We start from the raw sequence: 14,930 nt of genomic DNA, 5'->3' as shown, positions 1-14,930 counted from the left end.
CTTTCACCCGTTTAAATCACATGCGCGTAAAAAGTTTGTTTCGAATATTTTAATTTTTATCTAGTTTTCCTTTATTCCGAAGAAAAAAAACGAAAAGAAAATATTCTTCTTTGCCTGTTTTTAGAAAGGTTCGATTTTCGGGAAAGATCTCCTTCTAAATTTATCGCTTACGGGAACCCGAAACGTTCTAAAGCATAAAGGCGGTCTAAGAATTATTGGCACCATGAATGTGAAAACCGATATCATGTCCGAAGAAATCGTTTCGTTAAACGAAAAGGTAATTCAAAAAGGAATTACTCTCTTTTCGACCAGCGATAAGTTCGAGACACCGATCTTTAGTTCTTATTCCTTTTTTTCCAAATCGCTTTCCGTTTTGGATGACCGACCCAACTTGAAAGTCCAAGCCTTCCGTTTTGCGGACGTTTTTCCCACTTTAAAAACCTGGAAGCAAATCTCGGATCATATTCGCTTATACTTTATCGAAAGCCCGACCGAACTTCCGAGCCTATTTAAATTCGGATTAAAGGCGCTCTTATCGAATCCGTTCTCTTCCTTCATACTCTCCCGAATCACCGGAAAAATGATCCTTTTCTTTGCCCGATTCTTTATAGTGGGAAAGAATTATGGGAAAGCCAAAAAGACGATATATGAACGTTATAAAATCGGAATATCAAATACGATCGATATTCTGGGGGAAGCGGTTCTTTCGGAGAACGAAGCCTCCGAATATTCGCAAAAATATCTGACTCTAATAAAAGATATTTCCGACGATGGAAAACTTCGAGTACTAAGCTCATTTTTACCGAATAGGAAAGCCGACGGGAACGTATCCGTAAAATGCTCCGCTCTTTACTCTCAACTCGATCCTTTGGCATTCGACCGATCGGTTGCCGTATTGAAGGATAGATTACGACCTATTTTCGAATCGGCAATGTCCAAGAATATTTTCGTAAACCTGGATTTAGAGCAATATGAAACGAAAGAAATCATACTGACCGCGGCACTGGAGCTATTTTCCGAAACCCGATTTCAGGATTACCGACATTTCGGTCTAGTCATACAGGCCTATCTTCGAAGCTCTTTACGAGACCTAAATAGAGTCATAGAAATTTCTAAAAATCGAAAATATCCACTAACCGTAAGATTGGTAAAAGGCGCATATTGGGAATACGAAATAGTCCAATCCAGACAAAAAGGATGGGAGCCTCCCGTATTTCTCACTAAAATCGAAACGGACATCAACTACGAGCAATGTACGGAACTACTTTTAAAATCTCACCCTCATATTTTTCCCGCTTTCGCAACTCATAATATTCGAAGCATCGCTTATGCCCTTACCTTATCCGACGAATTAAAAATTCCGAAAGAAGATTATGAAATTCAAATGCTCTACGGAATGGGAGATCCTTACAAAAAGGCGCTCATAAAATTAGGAATAGGTGTTAGGGAATACTCTCCGGTAGGGGAGGTCATTCCCGGTATGGCATATCTAGTTCGAAGATTATTAGAAAACTCTACTAACGAAGGTTTTTTGAAGAACATTTATTCCAAAAAAACTGATAGAATCAAGCTTTTAGACATTCATAAGAAGGCAAACGCATGAACTTTGGAACCGAATCGCAAGCTTTGAAGAACGAGCCAATTCGAGATTTTTCCCTCCAAGATGAAAGGGAGAAGCTAAACAAAGGATTGCGTGAAATTCGAAATCGATTTCCTCTCCGAGTCTTTCCTATCATCAACGGAAAGACTATTTCGGTATCCGAAACGCATGCGGCTCTAAACCCCGCAAATTTGAGCGAAACGGTGGCAACGATCGGATACGCAAACAGGGATTTGGCGGAACAAGCGGTTTCCATATGCTCCGATTTTTCGAAAACCTGGAAAGAAAGGGACCCGTCGGAAAGAAGCGCGATCCTCCGCAATGCCGCTAGAATATTACGTAAATCTAAAGATGAACTCACCGCATTGATATTGCTGGAAGTAGGTAAAGGCGTCAAGGACACCGACGCAGAAATTGCGGAAGCGATCGATTTCTGCGAATTTTATGCGCAGGAATCGGACAAGCTCGCCTTTCCTAGATTAAGAAATCTTGAAGGAGAAGATAACGCATTTTTATATCGCCCTAGAGGAGTCACTGCGATAATCGCCCCCTGGAATTTTCCGTTGGCGATTCTTTGCGGAATGACGGTAGCGCCTTTAGTCACCGGAAATACCGTTATTATGAAACCGGCGGAACAATCCTCCGCCATCGCTTGGACTTTATTTAAAATCCTAATCGAGGCAGGAGTTCCGGCGGAAGCTCTTCAATTTTTGCCCGGCAAGGGGGAAGAGATCGGATCTTACTTAGTCAATCATCCGAAAGTTCACACAGTTAATTTTACGGGATCTAGGGCCGTCGGATTGCAAATGATACGCGAAACTTCCGGGTTGAATTTGAAATTTATCAAACGTGTCGTTGCGGAAATGGGCGGAAAAAACGCGATCATCGTGGATGAGGATGCGGATCTGGACGAAGCCGTGGCAGGAGCCCTTCAATCCGCATTCGGTTTCCAGGGACAGAAATGCAGCGCTCTTTCCAGATTGATCGTCTTGGACTCTTGCTATGATATTTTTCGCAAACGATTTTCCGAAGCGTTACTGTCCTTGAAGGCCGGTCCGCCGGAAGATCCCTCCACAAAGATCGGACCCGTCATCGATGCCGAATCTAAAGAAAGGATCGAAAGATTATCGAAAAAATTCGATTCAAACATATACCAAAAATTGGAAATCTCTCCCGGTTTAAAATCTCAGGGGCATTTCGTAGATCCGTTGCTCTTGGAAAGCGACGATTTTAATTCCGAGTTAGGACAATCCGAATTCTTTGCACCCATCGTGACTTTGTTTAAAGTTCGCAATTTTAAGGAAGCTATCGCATATGCGAACGGAGTCGATTACGCCTTGACCGGCGGAATTTATTCACGAAATCCTAATAATATAATATTGGCTAAAAACTCTTTCGAAGTCGGAAACCTGTACATTAATCGATCGATTACGGGAGCGATCGTGGATAGACAACCGTTCGGCGGATTTAAACTCTCCGGCGTCGGAGCCAAGGCCGGCGGCCCGGATTATTTAAAGCAATTTTTAGAGCCGGTTTGCATAACCGAAAACACGATGCGCCGCGGTTTTATTCCGGAACTATAACAAGTCCTTATAAACTTTCCAGCTAGTTTCGAGTATCACCTTAGGATCGCTGTAAACGCACTTCCAGCCCAGAAGCTTTTCGGCAAGTTCCGCCTTTGCCCATAATTTAGCGGGATCGCCCGCGCGACGACCGGATATCTTGTACGGGATCGGTTTGCCGATCACTTCTTCAGCTAATTTAAGAATCTCTAATACTGAATGCCCTATCCCGGTTCCTAAATTGACCGTCAAGGATTTGCCTTCGCTCAAAAGATATTCCAAACTCAAAACGTGAGCCGAAGCCAAATCACTTACATGGATATAATCCCGAACACAACTTCCGTCAGGAGTATCATAATCGGTTCCGAATACCTCCATTTGGGATCTCATCCCGACGGCCGCCTCCATTACGATCGGTAATAAATTCGCCGGAGTTTTTTCAAGTCCTAAGATTCTACCCTGCGGATCGTAACCGGCGGCGTTGAAATATCGAAGAGCGGCGTATTTAAACCCTTTCAGTCGATCATACCATCTCAAGTTTTCTTCGATGGCCAACTTCGTGTAACCGTAATAATTTTCCGGCTGCAAAGGATGAGATTCGTCTAAGGGAAGGTACTGCGGGGCGCCGTAAACGGCAGCCGAGGAGGAAAATACGAAATTTTTCGTTCCAACCTCCTCCATGAAAGTCAGAAGCTGAATAGAACCCGCAATATTATTCAAAGCGTATTTATTAGGATCGGTCATCGATTCGCCGGCGGCCTTCCATGCGGCAAAATGAAAAACCGCCTCTATTTTTTTAGAGAAGGCCTTCTCTAAAATTCCGCGGTCGTGGATGTCCCCGTGCAAAAACTCCGCTTTAGGAAAAAGATTCTTCTCATTCCCCTTTTCCATGTTATCCACGATCAGAACTTCATAATTTTTCTCTAATAGAAGCGCGACGACATGACTTCCTATATAACCGGCTCCCCCGGTAACGAGGATCCTCACCGGTGATCCATGACTCCGCGATCGCTGTTTTTAAAAAATGCGATAATGCTTTGAACTTCCGGAGAATGATTTCCTTGTTTCTCTAATGCCTCTATCGCCTGACGATAATTCATTCCGGAATGATAGATGACTTTATATGCCTGTTTAATCGCGGCCCTAATTTCGGGAGAAAAACCTCCCCGCTTTAAACCGACCGTATTTAGTCCGATAATAGTACAAGGATTACCGTCGGCCGTCGTAAACGGCGGAACATCCTGAACCACCTTCGCGCAACCTGCAACCATCGCATAGTCCCCGACAAAGCAAAACTGATGAACTGCAACCAAGCCGGAAATAAACGCTTTATTTCCGACCGTAACGTGACCGGCCAACACCAGTCCATGAGTTAGAATATTATCGTCGCCCACGATACAGTCGTGGCCTACATGCGCATTCCCCATTATGTAGTTCCGGTTTCCGATTATAGTCGGAGAGTCGGTCTTGGTTCCGCGATGGATATTGGAATATTCCTTAAATGTGTTATTGTCACCGATGAGGGTTTTAGTCGGGGTATTTGGATCGAACCCTAAATCCTGGGGAACGACTCCGATGACTGCTCCGTGATAAACATGATTAAATTTGCCGAATTTCGTTCCGGAGAAAATGCGGGCTCCAGTTTCGATAATTGTTCCTTCGCCGACGACCACGTCCTTTTCGATGATCGTATACGCTCCCACTTCGACGGATTCGTGCAATTCAGCCTTCGAATCGACGATGGCTGTAGGGTGAATTTTCATTCTGTTTCGCCTCTTAAATCTTCGAGAATACGAAAAACGACCTGGATTTTTTATTCAAGCTATAAATAAATGGGGGAGAAGGATTGGTTTCGTTGCTCCGAACCGCGTTCGATATTGGCTACGAATTCGAATCGTCGACAAAGACTTTTTCTTTTCGAGGGATTTAGTATGTTAATAGATTGGTCTCGTTTGGAATCTTTAAAACAGGGAAACGACGAAGAGGACAAGCTTTGGCTGGAAGAGATGGTTCGCTCCCTGCGTAAGAATATGAACACTCGCTTGGAAAATATAAAATCATTCATAGCGGAAGAGAAACCTAACGAGCTAAAGGCTGAATTACATCAAACAAAAGGCGTCGCCGCCAATTTCGGCCTGATCGGATTGCAAACTTCCGTCACCGATGCGGAAGCAAAATTGAAAGACGGGGATTTGACCGGAAGCTTGAAATTATGCGCGGAATTACCGGAACTCTGGGAAAAAACGAAAGACGAATTAGCTCCGAAATTTCCTGAATGAGTAAAATCGATAAGAGAACCGCAGATTCCTAGATAGCAAAATTCGAGGACCTCGGCAATCGACCGACCATCTAATTCAATAAATCATAATATTCCTAGACCTCTCCTTTGAAATTTAGTACGGATATCGCCCAGTGGCACGGATTGTCGGCCAAAGCCATATTCGGACCAATTCGATTCGATTAAAACGGGGAAACGAGGGCAGTTTTATTTTTTACCCTTTCGTTCCAAAAAATAGGAATCAACTTGGTCGGTTATCGGCCTGATTTTTTCCTCGTAAGTGAGAATCGCTTCGACGGTTTTTTCGTACAAGCTCATCAAAAGGGCTTGGGCTGCGTCGCACATCTGCTCCTTACGGAACTCCTCCACATGAAGAGTTTCCGTTATCGAACCGTCCGGATTAAACGGTAAGGAGGCCAAAAGATTCGAAACCACAATTTTATCGTCTCCCGCCACATGACTTGGGTCGAAAATTACGGGTAAAATCGTCTGATTTTTCGCGTGGGTAATTACGTTTAAATCCGGAGTGTTTCTACAGTAGCCTTCCTTAATAAAAAGGGTTTTGACCCCTCTTTCACAAAGAATAATATTCAAATTTCCTTGATTAGCGATATATTCGGCGGCGGAAAACCATTCGATGGCTTCGTTCCCGAACCCTCTCTTTAAAATGACGGGCTTCCCGGTGCGGCCCACCGCTTCCAGGAGTTCGAAATCCTGAGCGTTCCGAGTTCCTATCTGGATCATATCCGCGTGCTTGGAGACTTCTTCCGCCATCGTATGATCCATTACCTCGGTCACATAGGGAAGTCCCGTCTCTTCTTTTACCCGATCCAAAAGTTTGATACCGTCCCAGCCCATTCCTCTCCAATCCGTGGGTCTGGTTCTGGGTTTAAACGCACCACCTCGGAAAATAATTCGATCCAAGATTCCGAATTTCTTTCCGATTTCCACCGCCTGCTTTGCGATAGTAACCGTTTGATCGTATGTCTGAGGAGAATCCGGACCTACGAGGAAGATATGTTTTCCGGTTCCGAATTTGCGAACGAGTCCATCCTGACCCTTAACTTCGACAATTCGGTTTTCACGATGCACGACTTCTCCGTTCTTACCAGCTGCCGTTCGCGCGATGTTCTTATAAGGGAGCGATACGTTCCAAATACGAGTGACTCCCGGGAGTTCCTTCACATAGCCCTCTTTTTCGGAGATTTTACGAGTATCTCCAATGAAATGGATGGTGTCCGATACGACAGCACCGCGGATAATCTCCGTTTGATTACCGCATTCCCCGGCTAAAGCCTTGATCTTGGCCTCGGTTTCCGGATATCCTTTCTCGAGTTCGACTATGTCCACGTAGCCTCCGCCCGATTACGGGCATGCCCCCGGATCGGGAGCCATTCTCATTCCAGGCTCTATGTTATACTCGGAACGTCAAGAAATCCGCGGGAAAAGGCTCAATGAGAATGTTCCGGGCCGGGAAAAATTCCGGTAGAGACTTCTTTTATGTAATTTCTAACGGCTTCGGATGCGTCGGCAAAGCCGTTCATGTACGTTTTTAGAAATTTAGGATGAAAGTCTTTGTTTAATCCTAAAAAATCATAAAGAACCAACACTTGGCCGTCGGTGGAGGCCCCGGCTCCGATGCCGATAGTCGGTACTGGAACGGAAGAACTGATCGCCGATGCCAAAGCCGAAGGTATCAACTCCAGTACCATCGCAAAAGCTCCGGCTTCCGAAATTGCTTTTGCTTCGTTTATCAGACGGGTTTTATCTTCCTCGGCCTTACCCTGAATTTTATGCCCTCCGAAAGCGTTCACGGATTGAGGCGTCAATCCTATATGTCCCATAACGGGAATGCCGATCCTTTCCAATTTATAAATGAGATCCGAAATTTCCGGACCACCGCCTTCGAATTTCACGGCATCGCAATCCGTTTCCTTCATGATCCGTCCCGCCGAACGAATTCCTTCTTCCAAGGAAACTTGGTAGGACAGAAAGGGTAAATCGACGACGATAAAAGAGTTGGGAGCTCCTCTCCGAACCATTTTAGCGTGATAAATCATTTCGTCCAGTGTTACGGATAGCGTGGTTCGATTTCCCTGAACGACTACTCCGAGAGTATCCCCTACCAATAGACAATCCACACCGGCTTCGCCTAAGATCCGGGCGAAAATATAATCGTAGCAGGTCAGAACGGAAATTTTTTTTTCGAGAGGTTTCTTTCCTTTCGGAAATATTTTATGCACGTCTCTCATACGATTCCCTCCTCCGGATTTCCGAAAGAATCCCCTAGGGATTCTTCGCCTAACTCTTTCAATAATTCCTGAATGAAGGGACGAGTGTATAGACTATGATGGGGTAAATGTAATCCCTTTTCATGTAGCCTGAGTCGATCGTAAGATAATATATCGATATCGATCGTCCGCGGCCCTTTGTCTTTCGTTCGTATCCTGCCCATGTCGGTTTCGATTCCGAGAAGCACGTCGAGTAGATCGTGAGGTGAAAGAGAAGTTACGATTTCGACGAGTTGATTTAGAAAGTCCGGCTGATCGGTAACTTCCAAAGCGGCCGTATTCAACGGAGTTCCCTTACGAAGAATCTTCATATCCGTGCGGGCTGCAATCCTGCGAATCGCTTCCTTGAGGGAAGCCTCTCGATCCGCGAGATTTGCGCCGAGACAGATAAATGCATGGTGTTCCATTATGCCTCCGTGTGAACCGAATGACTGAGTCGGTAATCGGGACAATCCAGATGGATTTCCTTGGTCATCTCCATTAAGCGGGAAAAGATTCTACCCTCAGCCTTGTCTTTCCAATCGGACAAGGAGATATTCGAGGTCAGTACCGTGACTTTCTCCTCCTCGTACCTGGAATCGATTAAATCATAAAGTTGGGAATTCGCCCAATCCGATTCTTTGTTGGCACCGAAATCGTCCAATACCAGAACTTCCACTTCCATGAATTGTCTTTTGATCGTCTGTTCCATTCCGTGGATCTCGCTCTCTTTTTGATAGGTATCGCGGATCGCAGAAAGAAAATCCCGGTTGATTTTAGCGTATTTGCATTCCATTCCATAACGTAAAATTAATTCGTTTAATATGGCGCAGGCGAGCAACGTTTTTCCCGATCCGGTGTTTCCCCAAAGATACAAACCCTGAGCCGACCTTCCTCGTCCCTCCCATTTCATGACCAATTCGTGAGCCCAATCGTGGGCGATCAAAAAGGACATCTCGCTGGTGTCCATTCTATCCAGGGTTCGATATCTATACTTTGCAGGAATCCCCGCTTTCTTAACCAAAGCCTCGATGCGGTCCAATTCGATGCGGGCATCGTGACAGACGCAGGACATCATCCTATTTTGACTTTCATCATAAACCATGAAAGGAGGTCTGCCTTTCGAATCACAGGTTCGACAGGATTCGCTCATGCAAGAGCAGAGTAATAAAACTCCCGAGGAAGAGTTTCTAACGTTTTCCTCCAAAAGAAAACCCACTCCTCCGCAAATTTTACAGCTGGGAGATCCTGCCCGAATCGGGGTTAAATCGTTCAAGTTCATGCTTCAGACCCAGTATGAAAGGGTCAGAAGAGAGAGAAAGAAAGAAAAATCGAATGGAAAGGCGGAAAACTCACGGCCTTACTAAAAATCTGCTCGCAATCTCGGTTCTTTGATGGAATTTGGAAGCGTCGATCGATTCCGCCTACGGTGGGATCGTCGGGACGCGAAAAAACCGATTGAATCCTATTCGGATTAAATCGGAAAAGAATTTTCGGTTATGTCCCTTATCCGGTAAAAAAGGGAAAAATTTTCCTTAGTGGGTTTATCTCGAACCCTAAGGAACCGATAGTAAAACAGGAGAAAAGGACTTTGTTGTTCTTTTCTCTAATCCTATCTTATGAAAGAGAAGGCACAGGTGTGAGCACTATGAAGGTGATGAAGACTATTTTCGTTCTTCTGGCCGTGGTCGGACTCAACCTCTCCTTGTTCGCACAGAACCAGCAGCAAGGCGGGGGACAACAGAACCAGCAAGAGGCCAAAGCGGCGGCCGATAAGATCGACGAACTCCTTAAAGGGGAACTTGTTCCCGAGGATGACGATAAAAACCTTACGGAAGAGCAGAAGCGTCGTAAGAAGGTGATCCAAGAACAGGAAGCTGTTTGGAAAAACCCCGACTTCAAAGGCTATGACAAGAACTTCCAAGAACTCCATCAGCTCTCTAAGGCTTTCGCGAACAACAAGTTCCGCCTGGCCCTAACCAGCTACCAATCCGGAGTTAATACCATCCTCAAGATGAGGGAAGCAGTCGAGCAGTACCGTAAGGAAGAAGCCGAGAAGAAGCGTTTGGACGAGAAGTGGTATTGGCAAAAAGTCGACCGCAAAGCTCGTGAAGATCGCGTCGTTTCTAGGCTGAAACTCGAGGCAAAACAACAGGCCCTTAACTACTTTACCAAGTCCATCAACCATTTGGACGAGATCAAAAACCCGGATTTGCGCGAGCGCGCCGAGTTTAAACGTCTCCTTTCGGATGTCTACCGTTCTTGGATTATTACCGAATACGACCTACAGAATTTACCTCAATGTATCCCCATACTTGAGCTTTATATCGAGGTCGATGAAAACGAGAAGGAATACCCGGCTCACAAGTACCTTGCAAGCTGCTACGCCTTTGAAGAAAACATGATCAAGAAATATGGCGGCGCAAGCGAAGATCAGATGTTTAAATTCCGTCACAAGAAAAACATCCATTTACTCCGCGCAACCGAACTAAAATACGGGAAGGATTCGCCCGAATATAAACACATCGTAGCCTTGATTAACAAGGACGAGGTGATTTCGGTTCGCCCCTAACCCTCTTTCATAAAAAAGATAATCAAGCCTCGGTGGAAACACCGGGGCTTTTTTATTTCCTTCGGTATTTCGAAGGCCTTAGCCGCTTCGAAAAATTCATACCGTTTCAAAGAATTCCGACTCTTCGCGCTGAAAGTGAATCGTTGACAGACCGTTAAAGCTTTCCTCCTGTATCCGCATTTTTTCCTTATTCCTTGAAGACGAGGAAATTTCCTCTACGCTTGAAACTTGTGCGGGAAAAATATTGCATTCAATCGTTTCTTCGTTTATGCCTAAAGAATGCTTTCTAGTAGATTGATTCGAAGCGTAAACTATTCGGCTCTAGTATTCGTTCTCTTACTGTTACAAACTTTCGCTAGCGATCTGCAAGCCTGTAGGCAGGATTACGATTGTACTGCTGGTGCGGTCTGTATTAAATCCGAAAGGTCCCAGTATGGAATCTGCTTAGGAGGTGATAGTCCCGGAAGATCGAACGACGATTATTTAGATCCGGACCCAATGGACCAATCATTAGGCACCACCTGTAACGAAAACCTGAATTGTGTTCGTGGCAAGGTCTGTTTTAAGACAGGAGACAGTGAGCTTGGGGCCTGTATACCGCAAGGATGGTTAAAGCGGAAAGACATCAAAAATCTGTCCGAAAAAAGGAAATAAATCCGATAGGACGGGCAGAGGACAGACGCGTTCGCTTTCAGAGGACGGAAGACAGATGCGCTCGCTTTGCTCACGCTAGACAGAAGCTGCTAGACGTTGGGAAGGCAGCCGTGACAGAGGAAAATCCACTAAAACACAAGAATCTTTCTCTAGTACGTGGAAATTTCGTTTATCAATGTTCTGTCCTCAGTCCGCTGTCGTCTGTCCTCAGCACGGGCGGCCCCCTTCACTTCGTTCGGGTCACGCTGCTCCGGGCTTCGCGTTCGCTCCGGTCTCAGCGACTGTTGTCTCTTAACATAAACCATTATCTGCAAGCGCTGCGACTGCTTCGCACCCTGCACATCGTTGCCGCTTTCAGAGGACAGATGCGCTCGCTTTGCTCACGCTAGACAGAAGCTGCTAGACGTTGGGAAGGCAGCTGGAGGTATCGGAAAAATCTACGATAACGCAAGAATCTTTCTTTAGAGAATGGAATTTCCGCTCATCAATGTTCTGTCTTCTGTCTTCTGTCTTCTGAACGCTAAATCGCGAAAAAACCCTATTGATTTCGAAATTAGCGCAAGAATCCCGGTCGCAAATTCTAAGATTGGACGATTGGTTTTTATTGATCGGTTATTATATAATCGGAAAGCCGTTCCAACTAAGAGTGCTGGATATGCCTTTCCTAGGAGAGAAAGTAAAAATGGTAGCTCAAACCTTAGATAGACCGAGCCAAAACCATGTAGCGAATGCGGAAAAGATTCTCGATGCAATCATCATCGGTTCCGGATTTGCAGGGCTATGCATGGGAATTCGACTGAAACAAGCCGGGATCGATTCTTTCATTATTTTGGAAAAAGGAAATGGTATCGGCGGAACCTGGAGAGATAATAACTATCCCGGTGCCGCCTGCGACGTGCAATCCCATTTATATTCCTATTCGTTTGCGCCGAAGTCGGATTGGTCCCGCTTATTCGGACCTCAGCAGGAAATTCTAAATTATATGAACGATTGCACGGACAGATTCGATATCCGGCAACACATTCGTATCAACCAGGAAGTTACTAGTGCGTTCTTTGATGAGAAAACCGGAACTTGGAAAGTAACCACCCAAAACGACGAAATCTACCAAGCGCGCGCATTAGTCGGCGGAACCGGAGGTTTGAGTCGACCGGTTTTACCGAAAATACCCGGAATCGATTCATTCAAAGGAGCCAAATTCCATTCGGCTCGATGGGATCATACTTACGATCTTACCGGCAAAACCGTTGCAGTTATCGGAACCGGTGCGAGCGCAATTCAAATTGTGCCGACCATCGCACCGAAAGTCGGTAAACTGGAACTCTTTCAGAGAACTCCTCCCTGGATTATTCCGAAACCGGATTCCTCCATCGGAAATTCCGTAAAAGGAGTCTTTAAATATCTCCCGCCTCTGCGTTGGTTATTCCGTAAAGCGATCTATTGGATAAACGAACTGGGAGTGATCGCATTCGCAATCAACCCTAAATTGATGAAGGTATTCGAAGGTTTTGCGAAACGATTCATAGCAAAAAGCATTCCGAATCCGACGTTGCGGGAAAAGGTAACTCCGAGCTATACGATCGGTTGTAAACGCATTTTACTTTCCAACGATTACTATCCGGCATTGAATCGCGAAAACGTAGATTTAGTTACCGAAGGAATCCAAGAGATCAAAAGAGATTCGATTCTAACAAAAGACGGTAAGGAGCACAAAGTCGACGCCATCATATTCGCGACGGGATTCCAGGCCGCCGAAGCGGTTTCTCCGTTTGAAATTCGCGGGAAAAACGGCCGATTATTAAGCGACGTTTGGGAAGGCGGAGCGGAAGCGTATCTCGGCACTTCGATTTCCGGTTTCCCTAATTTCTTTATGATCGTCGGACCGAATACCGGTTTAGGACATAGCTCCATGATTCTTATGATCGAATCCCAGGCGCAGTATGCTCTACAATGCATTCGAGCGCTAAGAAAGAAAAACATTAAGTATATCGATGTTCGTAAGGAAGTGCAGGATCGTTACAATCAGGAAATCCAAGATCGTCTCAGTCGATCGGTTTGGTTGACCGGAGGTTGCATAAGCTGGTACAATACTAGTACCGGACGAAACACGACTCTTTGGCCCGGTTTCACATTCGAATTCAAAGTTAGGACCTTCTTTCTTAAGCCTAGCGATTATGAATTCGTTCGGACGGATGGAGAAAAAGCAAGGATAGGATGGAGTTCCCGAGTATCGATGGCTCTGAATGCGGCAATAGGTTAAGCTCGATCTAGAGCCGCATCTAATGTCCAGTACACTAGAATTTCCTGATTGCCCTCTCTCCCGGCAATCGGGGATTCTACCAGCCCGTGAAGATTTGTTCCAATCTCCGATTTTAAGAATCGCAAAAATGATCGCAGGGCCCGCGCTCGAACGCGCGGATCTTTTACGACTCCTTTTTCCAAATCCGATTTCTCGACTTCGAATTGCGGTTTAAAAAGGCTTACGCCGGTCCAAGAAATTCGCGGATTTTCATCATGAAGGCGCTTTACGGTCGGGAGAACAGATCGAAGAGAAATAAAACTTAAATCCATCGTCAAAAAAATCTCCTTCGGAAACGGAGTCGGAGAATGTTTTTCCCAGAGTTGAATCAATAAATCCCAAGTAGTATCGCGGATATGAAACCGATCTTGTACGGAAACCCTGGGGTCCATGGCGATTCTAGATGCCATTTGCCCGTACCCGACGTCAAAGGCAAAAATCGCGACCGCGCCTTCCTCCAATAAAACCTGAGTAAATCCTCCGGTGGACGCGCCCCAATCGATGCATAGTTTTCCATCAACGGAAATATTAAATTTCGTTAATGCTTCCTTCAGTTTGAAAGCGCCTCGACTGACGTATTTGGGAATGATTTCCCGAATTCTAATTTCCGACGAATCGGAAATTAGAAGCCCGACTTTATCGACAACCCTATCATTCACAAGCACCGAACCGGAAAGTATAAGACTGCGGGCAAGGGTGATATCCTTCGCCAAACCCCGGTCCAGCAATAGCTGATCTAGCCTAGTTTTTCCTCGAGCCAAGAGTTCCGGGCAGTAACTGAAAGAAATCCGGAAATTGTAAAGCTGCTCCGTCTCTAGAAAACGAATTATCTAAACTTTTTCCTAATCCTTCCAATTCGGTTACTAGAGACGTAACCATTTTCTTACATTCATCCAAGCCGTATAATGCGGGATACGTAATTTTTCCCGATCGATCGTCCTTACCGGGCGTTTTGCCTAAGTCTTCCCGAGTACCTTCCACATCTAAAATATCATCCGTAATTTGAAACAGAAGCCCTAATTTAATTCCATAATCCGAAAGCAACGCGGCTCTGGATTGGTGATCTTGTCTTAAGCGGTTTCCTAAAAGTAAGGAAGCTCGAATTAACGCTCCCGTTTTGAGTCGATGAGTGATCGCAAGTAATTCCTCTTTATTTCCCTTCAAGGAGGAAGGATTTCTCTCCAAAGCCAAATCGAAGACCTGGCCCGAAACCATTCCCGGGGCACCTCCGCCCTGGTGCAGAATTCGAATCAAGTCCCGATACAAATGCGGATCGGCGACCTCGGCTTTTGCATGAGTCAACCATTCGAACGCATACGCTTGCAAGGCGTCCCCTGCCAATATCGCCGTGGCCTCGGAATATCGCTTGTGTAGAGTCTGTATTCCGCGTCGAAAATCATCGTTATCCATGCTCGGAAGATCGTCGTGAATAAGACTGTATGTATGCAGGAACTCTAATGAACCCGCGATCGATAGGGAATCTTTCGTTAAAGCTCCGAAGGCCGCCATCGCTAAGATGGGTCTAAGCCGTTTGCCTCCCGCCTTGATGCTATATTCCATCGCCTCGGCCAATTCCGGCGCCGCCTCCTTTTGAAATCGAGGATAGACCTCGCTTTCAAGATAATTCTCGAACTCCTTCTTTGCGAATGCGAGGATCGAAATTAAAGCGGATTCTTTCGCTCCAGCCTCCAAACG

13 protein-coding genes are annotated in these 14,930 nt (G+C 45.6%); 5 read left to right on the top strand and 8 right to left on the bottom strand.

The genetic code is table 11. The features are described from left to right. Positions 1-223 precede the first annotated feature (223 nt). Entirely contained in the window at positions 224-1,603 is a 1,380-nt protein-coding gene (locus LEP1GSC047_RS19620; protein ID WP_020989027.1) for a proline dehydrogenase family protein, read from the top strand. Then, positions 1,600-3,183 (top strand): aldehyde dehydrogenase family protein, encoded by a 1,584-nt coding sequence (locus tag LEP1GSC047_RS19615; protein WP_010415716.1) that lies wholly within the window; start codon positions 1,600-1,602, stop codon positions 3,181-3,183. Before LEP1GSC047_RS19620 ends, LEP1GSC047_RS19615 begins: the two co-directional genes overlap by 4 nt. Here the strand turns inward: LEP1GSC047_RS19615 and galE are convergent. Together galE and lpxA are read right to left on the bottom strand one after the other, a co-directional pair. After that, positions 3,178-4,149: a UDP-glucose 4-epimerase GalE gene (gene galE, locus LEP1GSC047_RS19610; protein ID WP_010415718.1), complete on the bottom strand. Its 972-nt coding sequence runs from the start codon at positions 4,147-4,149 to the stop codon at positions 3,178-3,180. The genes LEP1GSC047_RS19615 and galE overlap by 6 nt on opposite strands. Then, positions 4,146-4,925, bottom strand: coding sequence for an acyl-ACP--UDP-N-acetylglucosamine O-acyltransferase (lpxA, locus tag LEP1GSC047_RS19605; protein WP_010415721.1), 780 nt, complete (start codon positions 4,923-4,925; stop codon positions 4,146-4,148). Before lpxA ends, galE begins: the two co-directional genes overlap by 4 nt. Before the next feature lie 168 nt (positions 4,926-5,093). Between lpxA and LEP1GSC047_RS19600 the strand changes: the two genes are divergently transcribed. Next, positions 5,094-5,441 (top strand): Hpt domain-containing protein, encoded by a 348-nt coding sequence (locus tag LEP1GSC047_RS19600; RefSeq protein ID WP_039935834.1) that lies wholly within the window; start codon positions 5,094-5,096, stop codon positions 5,439-5,441. 206 nt (positions 5,442-5,647) lie between these two features. Here the strand turns inward: LEP1GSC047_RS19600 and LEP1GSC047_RS19595 are convergent, their stop codons facing one another. The 4 genes from LEP1GSC047_RS19595 to LEP1GSC047_RS19580 form a co-directional block, all read right to left on the bottom strand. Next, complete coding sequence (locus tag LEP1GSC047_RS19595; RefSeq protein ID WP_010415725.1) at positions 5,648-6,790, bottom strand: N-acetylneuraminate synthase family protein; 1,143 nt, start codon at positions 6,788-6,790, stop codon at positions 5,648-5,650. Positions 6,791-6,891: 101 nt separating this feature from the next. Continuing rightward, complete coding sequence (gene panB / locus LEP1GSC047_RS19590) at positions 6,892-7,692, bottom strand: 3-methyl-2-oxobutanoate hydroxymethyltransferase (RefSeq protein ID WP_020989016.1); 801 nt, start codon at positions 7,690-7,692, stop codon at positions 6,892-6,894. Next, positions 7,689-8,138 (bottom strand): 2-amino-4-hydroxy-6-hydroxymethyldihydropteridine diphosphokinase, encoded by a 450-nt coding sequence (gene folK, locus LEP1GSC047_RS19585; RefSeq protein WP_010415730.1) that lies wholly within the window; start codon positions 8,136-8,138, stop codon positions 7,689-7,691. The genes panB and folK overlap by 4 nt, the downstream gene beginning before the upstream one ends. Then, the gene (locus LEP1GSC047_RS19580) at positions 8,138-8,992 is read right to left on the bottom strand and encodes an ATP-binding protein (RefSeq protein ID WP_039935588.1); all 855 of its coding nucleotides are present in this window, start codon (positions 8,990-8,992) and stop codon (positions 8,138-8,140) included. Before LEP1GSC047_RS19580 ends, folK begins: the two co-directional genes overlap by 1 nt. A 366-nt stretch (positions 8,993-9,358) precedes the next feature. Here LEP1GSC047_RS19580 and fcpA point away from each other — a divergent pair, with 366 nt between their 5' ends. Both fcpA and LEP1GSC047_RS19565 read left to right on the top strand, forming a co-directional pair. Further along, positions 9,359-10,282 carry a flagellar coiling protein FcpA gene (fcpA, locus tag LEP1GSC047_RS19575; protein ID WP_020987698.1) on the top strand — a complete coding sequence of 308 codons (924 nt, stop codon included), beginning with the start codon at positions 9,359-9,361 and terminating at the stop codon, positions 10,280-10,282. 1,195 nt (positions 10,283-11,477) lie between these two features. Then, positions 11,478-13,196 carry a flavin-containing monooxygenase gene (locus LEP1GSC047_RS19565; protein ID WP_010415740.1) on the top strand — a complete coding sequence of 573 codons (1,719 nt, stop codon included), beginning with the start codon at positions 11,478-11,480 and terminating at the stop codon, positions 13,194-13,196. On the opposite strand, the gene LEP1GSC047_RS19560 is transcribed toward LEP1GSC047_RS19565, so the two are convergent. Both LEP1GSC047_RS19560 and LEP1GSC047_RS19555 read right to left on the bottom strand, forming a co-directional pair. Next, positions 13,193-13,996: a TlyA family RNA methyltransferase gene (locus LEP1GSC047_RS19560; protein WP_039935582.1), complete on the bottom strand. Its 804-nt coding sequence runs from the start codon at positions 13,994-13,996 to the stop codon at positions 13,193-13,195. The two genes, LEP1GSC047_RS19565 and LEP1GSC047_RS19560, sit on opposite strands and share 4 nt — an antisense overlap. Beyond that, on the bottom strand, positions 13,977-14,927 hold the full coding sequence (locus tag LEP1GSC047_RS19555; protein ID WP_010415742.1) for a polyprenyl synthetase family protein: 951 nt from the start codon (positions 14,925-14,927) through the stop codon (positions 13,977-13,979). Before LEP1GSC047_RS19555 ends, LEP1GSC047_RS19560 begins: the two co-directional genes overlap by 20 nt. Positions 14,928-14,930: the final 3 nt, after the last annotated feature.

Origin of the sequence: Leptospira inadai serovar Lyme str. 10 (assembly GCF_000243675.2) — a bacterium.
Taxonomy (GTDB): Bacteria; Spirochaetota; Leptospiria; order Leptospirales; family Leptospiraceae; genus Leptospira_B; species Leptospira_B inadai.
This window is presented reverse-complemented; position numbering and strand designations above follow the sequence as displayed.